Here is a 19,382-nt window from a genome sequence, read left to right as displayed (position 1 = left end):
GGCTCAGCCCACCTGCAGTTCGCCCATCTCGTCCCAGTCATCGCCCTCCATCTGACGGGAAATGATCTTGGGGGTGGCACGCAGGTACTGCGGGAAATCGCGCGTCATCTTCTCAAAGTGCGGGGAGTTGACGTGGTCGCCGGCGGCGTCGTCGTCAAAGGCCTCCACCAGGACGAATTCGTAGGGGTCCTCCAAGGAGCGGGACCAGTCGAACCACTTGTTGCCGGGCTCGGCGCGTGTGGCGTCCGTGAACTCGCGCACCAACTCAGGCCACTGGTCCACGTATTCGGGCTTCACGGGGAACTTCACAACAATGAAAATCACGGATTCACTCCTTGAGTCAGTGGCGGACCGGTGCCCGACCCTCTGTGCCGATCGTGACACACGGGGGTGGCGTGCAACCATGACGACGACGCCCCGCAGGTCACCTCTTCGCCACAGGCTGACGGACTGGTCCCAGGCTAGAGCGTCAACCGAGACCGCATCTGCTCAGCCAGCGCCAGCAGCCCGATGTCACCGCCGGGGCGGCCGATGAGCTGAACCCCCATGGGCACACGGGAATCGCTGAATTCGGAGCGCTCCCACGTGGTGGGCAGAACAACCGCCGGCAGCCCGATCACGTTGATCAGTGATGTGAAGGGCGTGTACTGACACTGCCGTTGGTAATCCTGCCCGGCGGAGGCCGGATCGGTGGGGTCATGGTCCTCCCACCACCAACCCAAGGGCCGTGGGGTCTGGGCCAACGCGGGGGTCAGGATGACGTCGTACGAATCCCAGGCGCGCAGCGTGGCCTTCTCGATCTCACGCAGGGTACGGATGGCCAACGCCAGTTCCGTGGCGGGACGGTTCAGCGCGGCACGACGGTAGTGCTTGGCCAAGCCCGTGAGTCGGTCCTCCTGCTCGGCGGTCAGCGGAGCCAGCCCCAGGGACGTGGTCCACAGGGCAAAGAACGCCTCCGGGTAGCGGGGGTCAAAGCGCAGATCCGCCTCCTCCACCTTGTGCCCTGCCTCGTGCAAGGCGTCAATGCCCGCAGTCAGGGCGGAATGAGCTTCAGGGGAGACCGTCGTGGGGAAAGCCGACTCAAAGGCCGATGCCGTGGACACACCCACGCGCAGTGGCCGTTGCCCCCACGGGAACCGACCGGCCGGTACCCGCAGAACGGCATTCAGCGCCGGTGAGGTGCCCTCAACCGCGGTGCGGAACTCCCCGGGAAGGGGATCGCGCACGTCGTCAAGGCCTGCATTGCGCCACGGATCCCGCATTCGCACGGCATGCGGTGCACCCACCGGCCGGTACAGCCAGTTCTCACCGGGCAGCACAGGGGCGTGTGCCGTCAGGCCGTCCAGCACCATGGCGGCTTCTGCCGGGGTCCGTGCGATCGGACCCTGCACCGTCAGCTGGGCATGGTCACTCATGGCATCGCCACACGGCACCGCACCGCGGGAAGGCTTCAATCCGACCAGCCCGCATGCGGCAGCGGGAATACGGATGGACCCGCCGCCGTCGGAACCCACCGCCACCGGCAACGCGCCTGCGGCAACAGCAGCGGCCTGACCACCCGAGGAGCCACCGGAACCGCATTCGAGGTCGTACGGGTTGCGGGACGGTGGACCCACCAGGTTCTCGGAGTAGCAGTTGAGTCCGAACTCCGGGACCTGAGTCTTGGCGAACATCAGGGCGCCGTGGGCGCGGTGGAGGGCGGCGGCGTCGTCGTCCGCCTCCGCAACCGGTGCAGAATCGGGGCCGTCAGGGGCCAGGACGCGCGAGCCCTGGGTGGTGGGCAGCCCCTTGACCTCTTGGAGGTCCTTCAACGCCATGGGCAGGGCATGCCAACGCCCGCGGTCCCAATCATCACGACCGTCTGCTTCCCGGGCCTGCTCGGCCAGGTCCTCCGCCGCAGCAACGTGCACAAAGGTACCCAGGGGAGGCCCCGCGTCGGGGTTTTCGACGGCGACCGCCCGCTGCCGCACCGCCTCCATGACCTCCACGGCAGAAACGTGACCGTGGCGCAGGGCGTCACGCAGGGCTACGGCATCGGTGAGATCAATGTGATTGTTCGTGTTTGACGATTGCATCTGAGAAGACCTCCAAGCCCTCACACAGAAGATCGTCCGTGATGGTCAGCGGCGGCAGAAGTCGGACGATGTTCCCGTACGTGCCGCAGGTCAGGATGATCAGACCCTGTTGGAGACATTCGGTGGCCACGGCCTTGGCCAGTTCCGGATGGGGTTGCTTCCCGCCGGGCTTCACGAATTCCAGGGCGATCATGGCCCCGCGCCCGCGGATTTCACCCACCACGTCCGTACTCTCCACCAGGGAGTCAAGGGATGCGTGGATGACGGCTTCAATGTGCTTGGCCCGGGACTTCAGATCCCAGTCCTCAATGGTGTCCAGGGCGCCGATGGCGGCAGCGCACGCCACTGGGTTGCCGCCGTAAGTGCCGCCCAGGCCACCGCCGTGCACGGCGTCCAGCAGCTCGGCCCGTCCCACCACGGCGGACAGCGGCATGCCACCGGCCACACCCTTGGCCATGGTCATCAAATCCGGCACCACACCGTCGTGATCCACGGCAAACCACTCGCCGGTGCGGGCCACGCCGGACTGGACCTCGTCCGCCACGAAAAGAGCGCCGTTGGATTGGCACCAATCCGCCAGAGTCGGCAGGAAACCGTCCGCCGGGACAATGAACCCGCCCTCACCCAGGATCGGTTCAATCACCACGGCCGCCACGTTCTCAGCCCCCACCTGCTTGTCCACCATCTCCAGAGCGCGCTGGGCGGCCTCAGTGCCGTCCATGCCCTGCGGGTCGCGGAACGGATAGGAGACGGGAACCCGGTAGATCTCCGGGGCGAACGGGCCAAAGCCGTTCTTGTACGGCATGTTTTTGGCCGTCATGGCCATGGTCACGTTGGTGCGCCCGTGATAGGCGTGGTCAAACACCACAATGGCGTCCCGGCCCGTTGCCACACGCGCGATCTTGACCGCGTTCTCCACGGCTTCAGCCCCCGAGTTGAACAGCGCCACCTTCTTGGCGTGGTCCCCGGGTGTGATCTCAGCAAGGCGCTCGGCCAGCTCCACATAACCCTCATAGGGGGTCACCATGAAGCACGTGTGGGTGAAGCGCTCCACGGCCTGCTGGACGTTTTCCACCACCTTGGGTGCGGAGCCTCCCACGGTGGTCACCGCAATTCCGGAACCGAAGTCGATCAGGGAGTTGCCGTCCACATCCACGACGACGCCGCCGTCCACATCCGCTGCGTACACCGGAACGGAGGAGACCACTCCGGCTGCGATGACTGATGACCGGCGCCCAGCCAACTTCTGGGATTTGGGCCCCGGGAAGTCGGTGACGATCTCACGCTTCTGCGGGAGCCGGTACTGGATCTCAGTCATTGGGGGTCCTTCCTGGGATGAAGCTGCGATGTTGTGATCATGGTCTCACGGGTGGAACCGGGTGGATCCACTCGCGTTTGACAGGGAAATGGCCAAATTCCGTGAGCGGAATCGGTCATTTCCCTGACAAACGGGTGCGGCTGTCAGCCCCAGTGGTTCTCCACGCCGATGTACTGCACGATGCTGTATTCCTCGATGCCTTCGGAGCCACCCTCCCGGCCGATGCCGGACTGCTTGACGCCGCCGAACGGTGCTGCCGCATTGGAGATCACGCCCAGGTTCAGACCCAGCAAACCGAATTCGATCCGGTCCGCCACCCGGTAGGCACGCTTGTAGTCCTCCGTGAACACGTAGGAGGCCAGGCCGTGCTCGGTGGTGTTGGCGATCCGCACGGCGTCGTCCTCGTCCGTGAAGGTGATCACCGGTGCCACGGGGCCAAAGATCTCCTCGCAGGAAACCCGGGCATCTTCCGGGACATCAGCCAGCACGGTGGGGGCGTAGAAGTAACCCTTCTCACCCACCCGATGGCCACCGGTGACCACGCGGGCGCCCTTGGCCACGGCGTCGTCCACAAAGGCCGTCACGGATTCCAAGGCGTTGGCGTCCACCAGGGGACCCACTGTGGAGTCCTCCAGGGTGCCATCCCCCACTGCCAGCTCGGACAGCTTCTGCGCCAACCGTGAGGTGAACTCCTCCGCCACGGATTCCTCCACCAGGATCCGGTTGGCTGCGGTGCAGGCCTCACCCATGTTGCGCATCTTGGCGGCCACGGCGCCGGCCACGGCCTTGTCCAGGTCCGCATCCTGGAACACCAGCAGCGGCCCGTTGCCACCCAGCTCCATGGAGGTGCGCAGCACGCTGTCCGCAGCGTCCTTCATCAGTTGTTTGCCCACCGGGGTGGAGCCCGTGAAGGAGATCTTGCGCAGGCGCGGATCGGACATGATCGGCTTGGAGACCGCTGATGCGGACGTGGATGCCACTACGTTGAGCACCCCGTCCGGCAGACCCGCATCCAGCATGATCTGCGCAAAGTACTGGGAGGTCAGCGGGGTCAACTTGGCGGATTTGAGCACCATGGTGCAACCGGCCGCCACAGCAGGGGCCACCTTGCGGGTGGCCATGGCCAGCGGGAAGTTCCACGGCGTGATCAGATAGCACGGCCCCACAGGCTTGTGCCGGACCACCATCTGCAGATTGCCCTCCGGGGTGGAGGCATTGCGCCCGTAATGCCGCACGGCCTCCTCGGAGAACCACCGCAGGAACTCGCCGCCGTAGGTGACCTCGCCGTTGGCCTCGGCCAGGGGCTTGCCCATCTCCAGCGTCATCAGCAGCGCCAGATCATCCCGGCGTTCCTGGACCAGGTCGAAGGCCCTGCGCAGGATTTCCGCGCGCTCGCGCGGGGCCGTACGGGCCCAGTCGGCCTGCGCCTGCGCGGCAGCGTCCATGGCAGCCTGAGCGTCCTCCGGGGTGGCGGAGGCCAGGGTTGCCAGCACCTCGCCGGTGGCGGGATTTTCGACGTCGAACGACCCACCGTCCGATGCCTCCCTCCACTGGCCGTTGATCAGCAAACCCTTGGGCGTGCGATCCAGGACCTCCTGAATGCGCTCGGCGGTCACGGACGACTTGCCGGTTGCCAGAACAGCGTGTTCAGCCATGTGGGGCTCCTTTGCATGGCTGTCTCCATCGGCAGCCTGGGGGATGGGCGGGCACGGTGATGCCCGGCACGTTCAGCTCATAGTAGGCATCCCGGCCCGCCTCGGCACCAGGCCTCACGGTCCGAGGAGTTGGCCTTCAGTGCACGGCGCGGGAGTACTCCGTGCCGCTGGGCCGCGACTTGTTCCGCTGACCTCCGTCCAGCAGTGAGTTGGGCCGCCCATGAGCGCTCATGGGCGGCACAAGTCGCCGCTCGGCGTGGGTGGGGTGCGGGTCAGCGCTGTTTGGCGGCAACCAACCGTTCTTCCGCATCCGGGCCGGGGCCGATGCCGCGCGGGATGCGGAACAGGAAGACGGCTCCCAACACCCACCACAGGGCGAACACGATGTATGGCGGCAGGGTCAAGGAGGTCGGCATCCCGGGGATGTAGAGGGACAGCAACGCGGCAGTCAAAACGATGGACAGTGCACCGATCACCAACCCCCCGGGTCCACGTCCACCGATCCGGAACGGACGCGGCATCTCAGGTTCGCGGCGGCGCAGAATCACGAACACGATGGAGACCATCAGGTAGGCGATCACAATCGACGGTGACCCGGAATCCACCAGCCAGCCCAGCATTTGCGCGCCGAAGAACGGGGCCACCGCAGAGATCACGCCCACGAACAACAAAGCGTTCACCGGGGTTCCGAATCGGGGGTGGATGCGGGCGAACCACGTGGGGATCATGCGGGAGGCACCGAGTGCCCACAGAAGTCGGCTGGCACCCATGAGCAAGGAGTTCCAGGAGGTCAGGATTCCGGCCAGACCACCTGCCAGCAGCAGGTTGGCGAAAACCTGGGAGTGGAACACTGCACCGATGGCATCAGCCACGGCAATGTCTGCCACGACCAGTTGGTCCGCCGGAAGAGAGGCCGAGGTGGCCAGCACAACAATCACGTACCAGGCAGCTGCCATCATCACCGAGATCACGATCGTCCCGCCCAGCTTCTTGGCAGGAATGTTCATTTCCTCGGAGACCTGCGGGATCACGTCAAAGCCCACGAACAGGAACGGCACCACCACCAGCACCAGGAAAAATCCGCCGAGCCCTCCCGTGAATGCGGGTTCCATGTTGGAAGCTGAACCACCGGTGAAGGCCCCCACCACCATCATGGCCCCGATGATCAGCAGGAACAGCACCACAAAGGTCTGCACCACGGAGGCTTGTTTGACGCCCAGGATGTTGATGCCCGTGATGATCACCGCACACGCGGTGCCCACCAGGGCCCAGACCAGATAGACGTCTGAACCTGCCACGGACCACAGCTTCACCTGGTCCAGGGCCCCGGGCAGGATGTAGCCCACGGTGCGCGGGACGGCCACGGCCTCGAAGGCCACGATGGTGATGTAGCCGACCGTGATGGCCCAGGAACCCACAAAGGCCCACCGGGCACCCATGCCACGCATCAGGTAGTTGTGCTCACCACCGGCTGCCGGCATGGAGGCCACCAGCTCCCCATAGACCAGGCCCACCACGGCCATGATCCCGCCACCGGCCAGCATGGCCAGAACGGCACCCCACGTTCCGGCGTCGTTGATCCAACCCCCGGTGAGGATCACCCAGCCAAAGCCGATCATGGCTCCAAAGCCCAGGACAATGGCGTCCAGTCCGCCCAGGACCTTTTTGAAACCGCGGTCGTGCTCGGCGGGGTCGTGGCCGGCGGGGGATGTGGGCTGCGGGCCCGCGGTGCTGCCGCTCGAGGTGCTCACCGTGCCTCCTGATGTGTGATTGACCGGTCATGAAAACGTCCGGCGCCAACTACAGTGTGTGAGCCGGAAGCTTAGGGACGATCTGTGTCAGCAAGGTGACGAACCACCGCGGGCCCCGGTTGTGACGAACGGAGACTTGATTGAGCCCCACTGTGAACACGCAGACCACGGCCGCCTCGGCCGGCTCCGCGGACAGCCACGAGTACATCCGGGTCAAGGGAGCTCGGGAGAACAACCTCAAAGGTATTGACGTCGCCATCCCCAAGCGCCGCCTGACCGTGTTCACCGGAGTTTCTGGCTCAGGCAAGAGCTCCCTGGTGTTCGGCACCATTGCCGCGGAGTCCCAGCGGTTGATCAACGAGACCTACAGCAGCTTTGTCCAAGGCTTCATGCCCACCCTGGCCCGCCCGGACGTGGACCTCCTGGAGGGGCTGACGACGGCGATCATTGTGGATCAGGAGCGTATGGGCGCCAACGTCCGCTCCACCGTGGGCACCGTGACGGATGCCAATGCCATGTTGCGCATCCTCTTCTCCCGGCTGGGCACCCCGCACATCGGCTCCGCCAAGGCCTTTTCCTTCAACGTGGCCACCGTCAGCGGCAAGGGTGCCGTGACCGTGACCAAGGGCGGAAAAGAGGTCAAGGAGCGCCGGGAGTTCAGCATCACGGGTGGCATGTGCCCCACCTGTGAGGGCCTGGGGCGAGTCTCCGACTTCGACTTCACCGCAATTTACGACGCCCAAAAATCGTTGAACGACGGCGGCCTGATTGTCCCCGGCTATTCGATGGACGGCTGGTACGGGCGGATCTACGGTGGCTCCGGCTACTTCGACATGGGCAAGCCCATTGGGCAGTTCACCGACCAGGAGTTCCACGACCTGCTCTACCGGGAACCCACCAAGATCAAGGTGGAAGGCATCAACCTGACCTATGAGGGCGTGATCCCGCGGATCCAGAAGTCCATGCTCTCCAAGGAGCGGGAGTCCCTGCAGTCCCACATCCGCGCGTTCGTGGACCGGGCCATCACGTTCACGGCCTGCCCGGACTGCCAGGGCACCCGCCTGAACCAGGCCGCGCGTTCCTCCACCATCAACGGCATCTCCATTGCGGATGCCTGTGCCATGCAGATCAGTGACCTGGCTGAATGGGTCCGCGGCATCCGGGACACCTCCGTGGCTCCGCTGCTGACCTCCTTGACCGAGCTGTTGGATTCATTCGTGCAGATCGGGTTGGGGTACTTGGCGTTGGAACGGTCGTCGTCGTCGTTGTCCGGGGGTGAGGCGCAGCGGACCAAGATGATTCGGCATCTGGGCTCCCCCTTGACGGATGTGACCTACGTGTTCGACGAGCCCACCGTGGGGCTGCACCCGCATGACATCCAGCGGATGAACGAGTTGCTGCTGCAGCTGCGGGACAAGGGCAACACGGTGCTGGTGGTGGAGCACAAACCGGAGACCATCCTGATTGCCGATCACGTGGTGGACCTGGGGCCGCGGGCCGGAACCGCCGGTGGTGAGCTGATGTATGAAGGCTCCGTGGAGGGGCTGCGCTCCAGCGACACCCTGACCGGGCGGCACCTGGGGGACCGGGTGCAGTTGAAGGAATCGGTGCGCACTTCCACGGGGGCGGTTGAGATCCGGGGCGCTGACCGGCACAACCTGCGCGGCGTGGACGTGGACGTTCCCCTGGGTGTGCTCACCGTGGTCACCGGTGTTGCAGGATCCGGCAAGAGTTCGCTGATCCACGGATTCTTGAACGACGCCGCGGGTGACACCCAGGTGATCGCCATTGACCAGACCGCCATCAAGGGATCCCGGCGGTCCAACCCGGCCACGTACACGGGTCTGCTGGAGCCCATCCGCAAGGCCTTCGCCAAAGCCAACGGGGTCAAGCCCGCCCTGTTCAGCGCCAACTCTGAAGGGGCATGTCCCACCTGCAAGGGCGCCGGGGTGATCTACACGGACCTGGCCATGATGGCCGGTGTGGCCACCGAATGTGAGGACTGCGAAGGCAAGAGATTCCAGCCGGCCGTGTTGGAGTACACGCTGGGGACCAAGAACGTCAGTGAGGTCCTGGGCATGTCCGTGGCACAGGCCCGGGAGTTCTTCTCAGGTTCCGTGGAGGGATCGGAGGAGGCCCGGATTCCCGCAGCCCACAAGATCCTGGTGCGCCTGGATGACGTGGGACTGGGCTACATCACCCTGGGCCAGCCACTGACCACACTCTCCGGTGGCGAGCGCCAACGGTTGAAACTGGCCACCAACATGGCGGAATCCGGCGGCATCTACGTGCTGGACGAGCCCACCACCGGCCTGCACCTGGCGGATGTCCAGCAGTTGTTGGCGCTGTTGGACAAGTTGGTGGACTTGGGCAAATCGGTGATCGTGATCGAACACCACCAGGCGGTCATGGCACATGCGGACTGGATCATCGACTTGGGCCCGGGGGCCGGTAGCGACGGCGGACGGGTGGTATTCCAGGGCACCCCGGCTCAGCTGGTGGACTCCGCTGAAACCCTCACCGGTCAACACTTGGCGGAATACGTCAACGCCTGACGGGTTTAGTTCCTGACCCCACGGTGGGGGTGCTGGTGGGGGTCAGGTGAGTGGGGCGTCGTCGTTGTGCTCTGCGGAGTCTGCGGGGTCGGTCGATCCGGGAACGGTGGAGTCGGAGTGTTCCTGGGTGTGCTGTAAGGCGTCCAGGAACAGGTGGGTGACGTGCTGATCCGTGAGTTCGTAGCGGTGCTGCCGACCGTGACGGACTGCGCAGACCAAGTGCGCCTGCCGCAGGACCTTCAAGTGTTGGGAGACCAACGGTTGGGCCACGCCCAGGTGCTCCACCAGCTCAGCCACAAAACACGGGGAGACCGTCAGCCGGTGGACGATTGCCGAGCGCGCCGGATTGGCCAGGGCGGAGAAGATCAACGACACCTGGGTGTACGGGCTCAGGTGCGCGTTGTTCTCGATCATGGTCGGCTCCTCACGGGGACTGGTCACCAGACTAAGCGCCAACGTGCGGTGTTCGTGGTCACTGCGGGTGCGCTGCCGTGCGTACCCTGGGGGTCAACACAACAGACCGCCTGAACTCTAGTGGCCCAAACCGCCCGCGCAGCCATGGTGCGGGCACCGGCCGTGTATGAACAGTTCCTACCCATGAGCATCAACGAGGAGAGACCGTGGACAACGTCAACAACCTGCCCAACACCTCCGTGGAGGACATCCCCGCCGACGCCAAGATCCTGGACGTGCGGGAGGATTTTGAATGGGAAGCCGGCCACATTGACGGGGCCCAGCACATTCCCCTGGGCCAGCTCTCCGAGCGCTACGGGGAGGTGCCCGTGGATGAGGACGTCTACGTGATCTGCCGCTCCGGTGGACGGTCCCTGCAGGCCACAGCCTTCCTGGCCAACACCGGATTCGACCCCATCAACGTTCTGGGCGGCATGGGTGCATGGGCTGATGCTGACAAGCCCATGGTCTCGGAGACCGACGCCGAACCCACCGTGAAGTGACGGCCCACCACCCATGACGATCGCCTACCTGGGTCCCTCCGGGACCTTCACCCAGGCCGCTCTGCTGCAGATCGATCCCCACGGAACGGACCACCTTCCTGTCAGCTCTGTCCCGGCGGCGTTGGCGGCCCTGCGTGAGGGTCGTGCTAAATCCGCCGTGGTGCCCATTGAGAATTCCGTGGAGGGGGGAGTCTCCGCCACGCTGGATGCCGTGGCTGCAGGTCCGGAAGTGCGGATCCTGGCGGAAATGCTGGTACCCATCCGCTTCAACCTGGTGGCCCGTGAACCCAAGCCGCTGGGGGAGGTTCGCGCGGTCTCGACCCATTCCCACGCTTGGGCGCAGGTGCGTCAGTGGACCGAGGAAAACATTCCGCAAGCGGAATACATTCCAGCGTCCTCCACCGCGGCAGGTGCCTTGGCGTTGAGTGGTTCCGGGACAGTTGGGCATGACGCCGCCATCTGTGCACCCACCATCAGCGCGGCTCACCCCGAACTGGCGGTACTGGCCGAGAACATCGGGGACAACCCGCAGGCCGTGACCCGCTTTGTGCATCTGGGTTCCGCGGATGCCCCGTTGCCGGAACGCACCGGGGCGGACCGCACCACGCTGGTGATTCCTTTGTGGGCGGACCGTGCCGGTGCGCTGATGGAAATCCTGGAGCAGTTCTCCACGCGCGGAGTCAACCTTAGCCGCATTGAATCTCGTCCCACGGGCAACTACTTGGGGGACTACTTCTTCAGCGTGGACATCGACGGCCACATCCAGGACGAACGCGTGGCTGAGGCCCTGGTGGGACTGCGCCGGATCTGTCCCACCACCCGGTTCTTGGGCTCTTACGCCCGGGCGGACCGCAAGGCCGCCGTCGTTGCAGGGCATCACACGGACGGGGCCTTCACTCAGGCCCGCGAGTGGGTCTCCGCCCTGCGCACCCAGTAATCAGTAATCAGTAATCAGTAACCCCGCCCAGACCTCCGTCATGGCCCAGAATCTTGGGATTTTTGGGGCATGACGGAGGTCTCGGCGGGGCGCACATGACACCACAAGGAAGTGACGTCACCCATGGTTGAACAACTCGAAGGCTGGGAGCAGACCCTCACAGCCGGACCCCTCCTGGCCATTGCGGCCGCGGCCATCGCCGTGCTGCTGGTGCTGATCATCAAGTTCAAGGTCCACGCCTTTCTGGCGCTGATTGTGATCAGCGGTCTGACCGCAGTGGCCACCGGCATCCCCATGAATGCCGTGGTCCCCGTTCTGACCAGCGGATTCGGCAACACCCTGGCCAGCGTGGCGCTTCTGGTCGGCCTGGGTGCCATGCTGGGGCGCCTGCTGGAAACCTCCGGTGGCGCTCAAGTCCTGGCGGACAAGCTGATCGGCGTGTTCGGGGAAAAGCGCGCGCCACTGGCCTTGGGCGTCGCCTCCCTGCTCTTCGGGTTCCCCATTTTCTTCGACGCCGGCCTGGTGGTCATGCTGCCGGTGGTCTTCTCTGTGGCGCGCAGATTGGGCGGCTCCGTGCTGCTTTACGCGCTGCCGGCCGTGGGCGCGTTCTCCGCCATGCACATCTTCCTGCCACCACACCCGGGCCCGGTGGCAGCGTCGGCGTTCTTTGAAGCCAACGTGGGTGTGGTCCTCCTGCTGGGCCTGGTGGTGGCCATCCCCGCCTGGTACCTGAGCTCCTACCTGTTCGGCCTCTACATGGGCAAGCGCATCAACCTGCCCGTGCCCGCCATCCTGGGCAAGGCTGAGGACGTTCAGAACCCGCCCAAGACCACCACCGTGGTGCTCATCCTGCTGTTGCCGCTGGTGCTGATCTTCCTGAACACCGGGCTGTCCACGCTGCTGAACTCGGGCACCCTGCCGGAATCCGTGGGGGATGACCTCTGGTACCAGTCCCTGGTGGCCATCGGCCAGACCCCGGTTGCGCTGACCATCACCTTGATCGTGGCCGCACTGTTGATCGGCACGGCGCGTGGGGTCAGCGGCTCAGCCATTGAGAAGACCTTTGAATCCGCACTCGGCCCCGTCTGCTCGGTCATCCTGATCACCGGTGCCGGCGGCATGTTCGGTGGCGTGCTGCGGGCCTCTGGCATCGGTGACGCGCTGGCGGACGTCCTCTCCGACCTCGGCGTTCCGGTGATCGTGGCCGGCTTCCTGATCTCCTTGATCCTGCGTGTGGCACAGGGCTCGGCAACCGTTGCATTGACGACGGCGGCCGGTCTGGTGGCTCCTGCCATCCTCGCCGGTGGTTACAACGAGGTCCAGGTGGCTGCACTGGTGTTGGCTGTGGCCGCAGGTTCGGTTGCCCTGTCTCACGTCAACGACTCCGGCTTCTGGCTGGTGGGCCGCCTGCTGGAGATGGACGTCAAGACCACGTTCAAGACCTGGACCGTGCTGGAGACCATCATCGGTGTGGTGGGCTTTGCCCTCTCGGCCGTGATCTTTGCGCTGGCCGGAGCCTTCTGAGGCTGCCGTGAGACCGGCTTCTTGAACCAAGGCCGGTGGTTGGGTTCCGTGACCTCCTTCGCTGGACGGTCTGCGGAACCCCACCACCGGCCTTGGGCGTGTGGAGGGCTGGTGTCAGCCGATGACGTCGTGGACGTCGTCGCCCTGGGACGGCGGGACCCGTAGGGACAGCGCCTCCGGCATGATCTCTGCTTCGAAAGAGGTGATGCGGCCCAAACCGTCGCCATCGATCTGGGACTCCGTGGGCTTGTGGAACTCAGCGCGGACCTTCTTGCACATGAAATGGTCCATGGACGGAAGATCATGCCGGTGCTTGAAAATGATCTTGCTGGTCAATGTCACCCAACCCAGGGGTCCACGCGGGGCAATGACCACCACATCCATGCGCCCGTCATTGAGCTTGGCACCGGGCACCAACACCAGTCCGCCGGTCAGTACGCCGCAGTTGGCAGCCATGATGGAGCGCAGGCGTTTGGTTTGCCACGGGCCGTCGTCGATGCTGAATCGCGTCCACACGGGGTCCACGGCAAGACGGCGCATACCGGCCTCCGTGTAGGCCATCCACCCGATCTGGCGCTTGAGTTCGTCGCGGGTGTTGGACATGATCTCGGCATCGAATCCGGCGCCGCCCATCACGCACAGGGAATGTTTGAACTTCTCGCCGCGCATGTTCTCCGTGGCAAAGGAAACCATGTCGATCTGGCGCTGGTCACCGAACAAGGCAATGTCCACCGAGTGGTGAACGTCATCCAGCTGCGCACCGAGGTTGCGGGCCAACAGGTTGCCGGTGCCCAGCGGAATCACGCCCAGCGGGGTGCCGGAATTGGCCATCACCTCGGCCACGGTGCGCACCGTTCCGTCACCGCCGGCCGCCAGCACCACGTCAACGTTGTCCGCCAAGGCGGCCTGCGCCATGGACGTACCTGGGTCATCCACAGTGGTCTCGTAGAACACGGGATCCGCCCATCCGGCCTTGCGGCAGGACACAACAATGGTGTCCCGGGCGGAATCGGCGTCGTACTTGGACGGGTTGATGACCACTGCCACGCGCTGGGGGGAGGGCTGTGAAGCCACGGGGTACTCCTTGCAACGGTGCCACGGCACCACATAATGAGCCTGCTGATTACTTGGCACCCACGCTACAGGCACGGTGTGGGCACAACGACCACGGAGAGTGTCCGGTCGGGCCCATGATGCCTTGAACCTGCAATACTCCGATACCCTGGCATGGTGATCGACATCAATCTTCTTCGTGAGCACCCTGACCAGTTCCGCGCCTCACAGACCGCCCGAGGCCTCTCCCCGGAGAGCGTGGACCAAGTTCTGGAAGCTGATTCCGCCAGGCGTTCCGCCATCACGGAGTACGAGAACCTCCGTGCCGAACAGAAGGTGTTCGGCAAGACGGTCGCCCAGGCTCAGGGCGAGGAGAAGCAGGCGCTGCTGGCCGAGGTCAAGGATCTGGCCGCCCGCGTCAAGGATGCTGACACCCGCGCCAGTGCTGCTCAGGAGGGCATTGACGACCTCCTGAAGGCCATGCCCAACCTGATCATCGACGGCGTGCCCACCGGTGGCGAGGACGACTTCACTGTGCTCAAGCACGTGGGCACCCCACGCGACTTCCAGGCCGAGGGCTTTGAACCTCGCGACCACCTGGCCATTGGTGAGCTGGTGGACGGCATTGACATGGAGCGCGGCGCCAAGGTGGGCGGCTCCCGGTTCTACTTCCTCAAGCGAGACATCGCCCGACTGGAAACCGCACTGCTGCGCATGGGCCAGGACCTGGCGGTGGACAACAACTTCATCAGCCTGACCACCCCCACCCTGGTGCGCCCGGAGATTATGGCGGGCACGGGATTCGACGTCGAACACGATGCTGAGATCTACCGGCTGGAGAAGGACGACCTCTACCTGGTGGGCACCTCTGAGGTGGCCATTGCCGGCTACCACGCGGACGAAATCCTGAACCTCTCCGACGGTCCGCTGCGCTACGCCGGATGGTCCTCCTGCTACCGCCGTGAAGCAGGCTCGGCGGGCAAGGACACCCGCGGCATCATCCGCGTGCACCAGTTCAACAAGCTGGAAATGTTTGTGTACTGCCCGGTGGAAGAGGCTGAGGCGGAGCACGCCCGCCTGCTGGAGTGGGAGGAGCAGATGCTCCAGGCCTGCGGTCTGGCCTACCGCGTGATCGACACCGCCGCCGGTGACCTGGGCACCTCCGCAGCCCGCAAGTTCGACTGTGAGGCCTGGATCCCCACCCAGGGCCGCTACCGCGAGCTGACCTCCACCTCCAACTGCACCACCTACCAGGCCCGCCGCCTCAACATCCGTGAGCGTCAGGCAGACACCACGGTGGACGGCAAGGTCAAGAAGGGTGGCACCCGCGCGGTGGCAACACTGAACGGCACGCTGGCCACCACGCGCTGGTTGGTGGCCATCCTGGAAACCCACCAGCAGGCCGATGGATCCGTGATCATCCCGGAGGCACTGCGCCCTTACATGCGCAATCAGGAGCGCATTGAGGTGGTCAACGCCGCCTGAGGTGGTTTGACTGGTCGAAATCCCCGTTCGTCGCGTTGGGTGGTCAATTTCCTGGCCCATCAGCGCTGATGAGCGGGGATTTTGACCACTCACAGGCAGGCTTGAGGATTTTGACCACTCAACGCCGGGAGCTGGCCACGCGCTGCTTCATTGCCTCCCTCACCAGGTTCACAATGCGTGGCTCACCACCGGGGTACGGCGGAACCAGGTCCGCGGCAGTCACACGGATCTCAATCCAGCCGGCAGCTTCCGTGATGCGTTGACGCTTGATGTCTCTGGTGCGCTGGCCCTGTTGGTCATGGTGAGGCCCTTCCACCCGAATCGCGATCTTCCACTGCTCATGGGCCAGGCCCGGGTTGGCGGATCCCATTCCGGGTACCCGGATTTCCCGGTCCGTGACAAACCCGGCCAACCCCGCGTGTTCCAAGGCCAGCCGAGCGTGGGTCTCCAAGGCGGAGTCCACGCCCGCCGCACATCGGCTCAGATTTCGCCGCACCCGAGCCACTCCACGACGACGCCCCATCCGTTCCAGATCCGCCTCCACCTCGGCCAAGGCCCTCAGAGGAGGTTTTCCCGCGTGGATACCCGTCTGGTGGAAGCTGATCAAGCCGTCCAGCACGGCAACCAATGCGTCATCGGTGATCAGGTTGGTGCCACTGTGTGGGTCTTTCATTCCCGCCAGGTCGACGACGGTCCGCGTGGGCCCCACCACCCTGACGTCTCCTGAGCTCCAGCGATCCTGCGGATCCAGCTGTGCCACGTGCCCTGTCACCCCGGCGACCCGCGGGGCACGCCCGGCAACCCACCGGGTCAGGTGAATCGGTGTGCTCGTGCGCAACCATCCAGGTAGCCGCAGACCCAGGAGCAGGGCGGATGTCAGGTGGCTGGCAGCCGTGGTGGGCAGAGACGACAGCAGCGGTGGCAGAGCATCCAGCAACCGTGCCACCGGGTCCTGATGCACTGAATGATGCACCGAGCGCCACACCCCGGTCATCACGGACTCATACCCAGGGCCAAAGAGCTGGTGGCCGGTCAACCCTGTGCGGGTGGCATCACGCAGGCTGAAACACCTGTCCCTCAGTTCGGGTGGTGGGACATGTTGAGGAGTGGGCATGTGACCAGTAGAGCCTCATGGTTTTGAGCACAACACGGCCACGTCCGCCAGATGTGGACAGCCTCCAGCGTGGCCAGGGGGCGTCGTCGTCTGTGGAGGCGTGGTGCCCAATGGTTTGCAGCGGCCACTCACGGTCGCGACCCGTACTCAGTTCAGTGGTCAATTTCCTGGCCCATCAGCGCTGATGGGCCAGGAAATTGACCACTGAACATCGGGGGCCAGGGCAGCGTCAACAGAAGTTCACCTCACAGCTCACCCGCTGTTGACTGGCAGGCACGGTCCCGTGGTGGTGTGACAGCATGACTGTCATGACTACGCAGAACAACGCCGGCATCGATGACCGGCACAACGCCCAAAGCCCCGCAGCCCAGCAAGACACTGCCCACTTGGCAAGCTCCTCCGCGGACACGCTCCAGGATTTCGATGACGCCGTGGAGACCCCCGAGTTCCTCCAATCAGGCACTTCCCCGTTCCCCGAGCCGGACCGTGAACCGGTTGGCAGCGACTGGGAGCTGGAGCCTGGGGTCAAGTACCTGGTTGCCTTGGACGTGGACGGCACCCTGGTGGACCACGACGGCGTGATGTCCCCCGAGGTCAAGGACGCAGCACTGGCCGCCATCGCGGCCGGTCACCACCTGGTGATCTCCACCGGCCGCTCCCGCGGAGCCACCCTGCCGGTCTGTGAACAACTCGGCTTGGAGGAGGGTTTTGCCGTGGCATCCAACGGCGGCATCACCTTGCAGCTGGATCCGAGCGCCCCTGACCACTACCGCGTCCTGGACGCTGTCACTTTCAACCCCGGACCCGCGCTCCAGGCTCTCAAGGACGCTTTGCCCACCGCCAAGTTCGCCCTGGAAACCGCCGACGGGAACTTTTTTGCCACCGAGCGGTTCCAGGACCGGTCATTCGGCATTCAAGCCATCGGCACGGACATTCACCAGCTTGCCGAGCTGGATGCGGTGCGCCTGGTGGTTTACAGCTCGGAGGACACCCCGGAGAACTTTGCTGATGCCATCGAGGCCGCCGGTCTGCACGGCGTGGCCTACGCAGTCGGCTGGACCGCATGGTTGGACGTTGCCGCCGCCGGCGTCTCCAAGGCCAGTGCCCTGGAGCAGGTCCGGCGCCACCTGGGCGTTGATCCCGCCCACACCGTTGCCGTAGGGGATGGCCGCAACGACGTCGAAATGCTCGACTGGGCCGCCCGCGGCGTGGCCATGGGACAGGCACCCGATGAAGTGGTGGCCGTGGCACGGGAAGTCACCAACAGCGTCTACGACGACGGTGCCGCCCGCATCCTGCGCAGTTTGGTGTGAGTCTCATTCACTCCTAGGGCGTGTCTGACAAAGCCCGGGCCCAAGCGATAGCAGCGTGGATGAGGACGGCGGCGCGGTAGAGGATTCAGCCCGCGGTCGATTGGTCGAGTACGTAGATGGTGGTGCCGCCCGCGTCGCGGTAGGTCGCCATGAACCCGTCGGGGATCTCGGCGGGTGCTTGCAGGACTTCGAGCGCCGCCGGTCGGGCGTCATGGAACGTCTGCACGTTGTCCACCACGAGCATCGGCCCTGCGACTGCGGTCGGATCGTTCGAGTCGAGCATGATCTGCACTTCGCTTCCGGGAAGAGTGATGGCGGCGGTGCTGTCGCCTTCGCGCCAGACCTCCTCGAATCCGAGATCGCGATAAGTCGCGAGCGTGGCGTCAAGGTCGGTGGTCGGCAAGAAGAGGAGTTCGAGCTTCATGGGTCCATCACTTTCGCGTCGTAGCGGCTTTTCCTCAGAGCATAATGGCATTATGTGGTTATGCGCGAGTGGATTCCGATCTCAACTTCGCCGAAGGGGCGTCTGGCGCTCGCGGCGGTCAAAGAGTTCGGCGCACGCCCCTTTGGCGATGTGACGGTCGGTGAGCTCGCCGCTGCGGCCGACGTGACCACCGGAGCGATCTACCATCATTTCGGCAGCAAGCTCGGCCTGTACGCCTTCGTTCGGCGCGACGTCGAACGAAGGCTGATCGACCGCATGGAGGGCGCTGCCGAGTTCGCGGGGCAGCACGCGGTGCGTGCCGCGCTGCAGGTTGGGTTCGATTTCGCAACCGGGCAAGGATTCCTACACCTGCTCGTCCAGCCGCCTCTCGGCGCTGAAGACGATCTGCTGGTGGAGATGCTCCACCGGCTCCTTGCGCCGCGCAAGGAGCCGGTGGGTCAGGTGCTCGCGGCTGGCTGGCGGGCAGCATTGCTCGCGGTGGCTGGTGGCGTATCCGTGAACGACGCCAGGGATGCGCTGTCGGCGCTGAACTACTAGGGCGCGGCTGACCGAGGGTGCGTCTGCGGACTGAGAGCCTTGAACACGTGTCACGGTTTCAGTCGCTCTCGGATGCTCAATGGTCGTTGATCGAGCCGATGTTGCCGAAGCCGACGGGCAGTCCAGGGCGGAGATTCTCGGCTCATCGCATCCGAGGGTGTAGCTGGTTTCTGAAGCCGCCTGATTCGAGGAGGCTGCGGGCGATGTAGTTGGGGAGGTTGCGGAAGCCGAGGGCGGAGCCGCGGAGGTGTTCGAGCCGGCCATTGATCGCCTCGGTGGGACCGTTGCTGGTGCCGGGTCGGTCGAAGAATGCCAGGACGTCGTCAGCGCGTTTGGCCAGCGTCCGGCCCAGCTTTCCCAGCTCGACGAGGGCGTCCGGGGCCTTCGCGCTGAGTGCCGCGATGACCTTCTCCATCATCGTTCTGGCTCGGACCCGGTCGGCTTCTCGATAGGCGGCGATCATGGCCTGGTATATCTCCCAGGTCGCCTCGACCGCGGCGTGCTTCTCACTGCTGAACAGAGTGCTGAGGCGCTCGCTCTGCCGCTCGGTAAGGAACTTGGACCCGGTGTGGAGGGTGCGGCGGGCCTTGTAGAGCGGGTCGTCCTTACGGCCTCTGCGTTTGTGGAGCTGCTGCTGGATCCGGCGCCGACAGTCGTCCAGAGC

17 protein-coding genes are annotated in these 19,382 nt (G+C 64.9%); 7 read left to right on the top strand and 10 right to left on the bottom strand.

Annotated features, from left to right (window positions below; all coding sequences use genetic code 11):
* Positions 1-3: 3 nt before the first annotated feature.
* The 5 genes from GTW58_RS14540 to GTW58_RS05005 all read right to left on the bottom strand — a co-directional run bounded on the left by GTW58_RS14540 (position 4) and on the right by GTW58_RS05005 (position 6,799).
* The gene (locus GTW58_RS14540; RefSeq protein WP_119932677.1) at positions 4-324 is read right to left on the bottom strand and encodes a putative quinol monooxygenase; all 321 of its coding nucleotides are present in this window, start codon (positions 322-324) and stop codon (positions 4-6) included.
* 137 nt (positions 325-461) lie between these two features.
* Positions 462-2,075 (bottom strand): amidase, encoded by a 1,614-nt coding sequence (locus tag GTW58_RS05020; protein WP_119932678.1) that lies wholly within the window; start codon positions 2,073-2,075, stop codon positions 462-464.
* On the bottom strand, positions 2,044-3,393 hold the full coding sequence (gabT, locus tag GTW58_RS05015) for a 4-aminobutyrate--2-oxoglutarate transaminase (protein ID WP_119932679.1): 1,350 nt from the start codon (positions 3,391-3,393) through the stop codon (positions 2,044-2,046). Before gabT ends, GTW58_RS05020 begins: the two co-directional genes overlap by 32 nt.
* A gap of 143 nt (positions 3,394-3,536) precedes the next feature.
* Positions 3,537-5,048, bottom strand: a complete 1,512-nt coding sequence (locus GTW58_RS05010) for an NAD-dependent succinate-semialdehyde dehydrogenase (protein ID WP_052209438.1) — start codon at positions 5,046-5,048, stop codon at positions 3,537-3,539.
* A gap of 272 nt (positions 5,049-5,320) precedes the next feature.
* Positions 5,321-6,799 (bottom strand): APC family permease, encoded by a 1,479-nt coding sequence (locus GTW58_RS05005; RefSeq protein ID WP_370448267.1) that lies wholly within the window; start codon positions 6,797-6,799, stop codon positions 5,321-5,323.
* Between the two features lie 152 nt (positions 6,800-6,951).
* On the opposite strand from GTW58_RS05005, the gene GTW58_RS05000 reads away from it, so the two are divergent.
* The gene (locus tag GTW58_RS05000) at positions 6,952-9,354 is read left to right on the top strand and encodes an ATP-binding cassette domain-containing protein (protein WP_198673420.1); all 2,403 of its coding nucleotides are present in this window, start codon (positions 6,952-6,954) and stop codon (positions 9,352-9,354) included.
* 42 nt (positions 9,355-9,396) lie between these two features.
* Here the strand turns inward: GTW58_RS05000 and GTW58_RS04995 are convergent, their stop codons facing one another.
* Positions 9,397-9,768 (bottom strand): ArsR/SmtB family transcription factor, encoded by a 372-nt coding sequence (locus GTW58_RS04995; protein WP_119932681.1) that lies wholly within the window; start codon positions 9,766-9,768, stop codon positions 9,397-9,399.
* Between the two features lie 206 nt (positions 9,769-9,974).
* On the opposite strand from GTW58_RS04995, the gene GTW58_RS04990 reads away from it, so the two are divergent.
* From GTW58_RS04990 to GTW58_RS04980, 3 genes are all read left to right on the top strand, one after another.
* Positions 9,975-10,310 (top strand): rhodanese-like domain-containing protein, encoded by a 336-nt coding sequence (locus GTW58_RS04990; protein WP_047692267.1) that lies wholly within the window; start codon positions 9,975-9,977, stop codon positions 10,308-10,310.
* A 13-nt stretch (positions 10,311-10,323) separates the two neighbouring features.
* Positions 10,324-11,247: a prephenate dehydratase gene (pheA, locus tag GTW58_RS04985; RefSeq protein ID WP_119932682.1), complete on the top strand. Its 924-nt coding sequence runs from the start codon at positions 10,324-10,326 to the stop codon at positions 11,245-11,247.
* Between the two features lie 123 nt (positions 11,248-11,370).
* Complete coding sequence (locus tag GTW58_RS04980) at positions 11,371-12,771, top strand: GntP family permease (protein WP_119932683.1); 1,401 nt, start codon at positions 11,371-11,373, stop codon at positions 12,769-12,771.
* Between the two features lie 114 nt (positions 12,772-12,885).
* On the opposite strand, the gene GTW58_RS04975 is transcribed toward GTW58_RS04980, so the two are convergent.
* Complete coding sequence (locus GTW58_RS04975) at positions 12,886-13,845, bottom strand: diacylglycerol/lipid kinase family protein (RefSeq protein WP_119932684.1); 960 nt, start codon at positions 13,843-13,845, stop codon at positions 12,886-12,888.
* Positions 13,846-14,001: 156 nt separating this feature from the next.
* Between GTW58_RS04975 and serS the strand changes: the two genes are divergently transcribed.
* On the top strand, positions 14,002-15,309 hold the full coding sequence (serS, locus tag GTW58_RS04970) for a serine--tRNA ligase (RefSeq protein WP_119932698.1): 1,308 nt from the start codon (positions 14,002-14,004) through the stop codon (positions 15,307-15,309).
* A gap of 118 nt (positions 15,310-15,427) precedes the next feature.
* On the opposite strand, the gene GTW58_RS04965 is transcribed toward serS, so the two are convergent.
* Positions 15,428-16,423: a hypothetical protein gene (locus GTW58_RS04965; protein ID WP_157980467.1), complete on the bottom strand. Its 996-nt coding sequence runs from the start codon at positions 16,421-16,423 to the stop codon at positions 15,428-15,430.
* A 308-nt stretch (positions 16,424-16,731) separates the two neighbouring features.
* On the opposite strand from GTW58_RS04965, the gene GTW58_RS04960 reads away from it, so the two are divergent.
* Positions 16,732-17,736: an HAD family hydrolase gene (locus GTW58_RS04960; protein ID WP_369792959.1), complete on the top strand. Its 1,005-nt coding sequence runs from the start codon at positions 16,732-16,734 to the stop codon at positions 17,734-17,736.
* Between the two features lie 85 nt (positions 17,737-17,821).
* On the opposite strand, the gene GTW58_RS04955 is transcribed toward GTW58_RS04960, so the two are convergent.
* Complete coding sequence (locus GTW58_RS04955) at positions 17,822-18,160, bottom strand: VOC family protein (RefSeq protein ID WP_068478672.1); 339 nt, start codon at positions 18,158-18,160, stop codon at positions 17,822-17,824.
* Between the two features lie 60 nt (positions 18,161-18,220).
* Here GTW58_RS04955 and GTW58_RS04950 point away from each other — a divergent pair, with 60 nt between their 5' ends.
* A complete protein-coding gene (locus GTW58_RS04950; RefSeq protein ID WP_119932686.1) occupies positions 18,221-18,718 on the top strand; it encodes a TetR/AcrR family transcriptional regulator in 498 nt (165 codons plus the stop codon).
* A gap of 142 nt (positions 18,719-18,860) precedes the next feature.
* Here GTW58_RS04950 and GTW58_RS04945 read toward each other — a convergent pair.
* Positions 18,861-19,382: transposase (locus tag GTW58_RS04945; protein ID WP_168023464.1), on the bottom strand; the 522-nt coding region annotated here is incomplete at its 5' end.

Origin of the sequence: Kocuria subflava (assembly GCF_012163155.1) — a bacterium.
Taxonomy (GTDB): Bacteria; Actinomycetota; Actinomycetes; order Actinomycetales; family Micrococcaceae; genus Kocuria; species Kocuria subflava.
Note: the sequence above shows the minus strand (reverse complement) of the source record. Positions and strands in the feature narration are given on the sequence as shown.

What these genes read in the sequence shown, in the direction of transcription:
- GTW58_RS04950 (WP_119932686.1), top strand. Translation starts at nt 18,221, where the DNA reads ATGCGCGAGTGGATTCCGATCTCAACTTCGCCGAAGGGGCGTCTGGCG.
- GTW58_RS04980 (WP_119932683.1), top strand. Translation starts at nt 11,371, where the DNA reads ATGGTTGAACAACTCGAAGGCTGGGAGCAGACCCTCACAGCCGGACCC.
- GTW58_RS04955 (WP_068478672.1), bottom strand. Translation starts at nt 18,160, where the DNA reads ATGAAGCTCGAACTCCTCTTCTTGCCGACCACCGACCTTGACGCCACG.
- gabT (WP_119932679.1), bottom strand. Translation starts at nt 3,393, where the DNA reads ATGACTGAGATCCAGTACCGGCTCCCGCAGAAGCGTGAGATCGTCACC.
- GTW58_RS05020 (WP_119932678.1), bottom strand. Translation starts at nt 2,075, where the DNA reads ATGCAATCGTCAAACACGAACAATCACATTGATCTCACCGATGCCGTA.
- GTW58_RS05010 (WP_052209438.1), bottom strand. Translation starts at nt 5,048, where the DNA reads ATGGCTGAACACGCTGTTCTGGCAACCGGCAAGTCGTCCGTGACCGCC.
- pheA (WP_119932682.1), top strand. Translation starts at nt 10,324, where the DNA reads ATGACGATCGCCTACCTGGGTCCCTCCGGGACCTTCACCCAGGCCGCT.
- GTW58_RS04965 (WP_157980467.1), bottom strand. Translation starts at nt 16,423, where the DNA reads ATGCCCACTCCTCAACATGTCCCACCACCCGAACTGAGGGACAGGTGT.
- GTW58_RS04960 (WP_369792959.1), top strand. Translation starts at nt 16,732, where the DNA reads ATGACTACGCAGAACAACGCCGGCATCGATGACCGGCACAACGCCCAA.
- GTW58_RS04995 (WP_119932681.1), bottom strand. Translation starts at nt 9,768, where the DNA reads ATGATCGAGAACAACGCGCACCTGAGCCCGTACACCCAGGTGTCGTTG.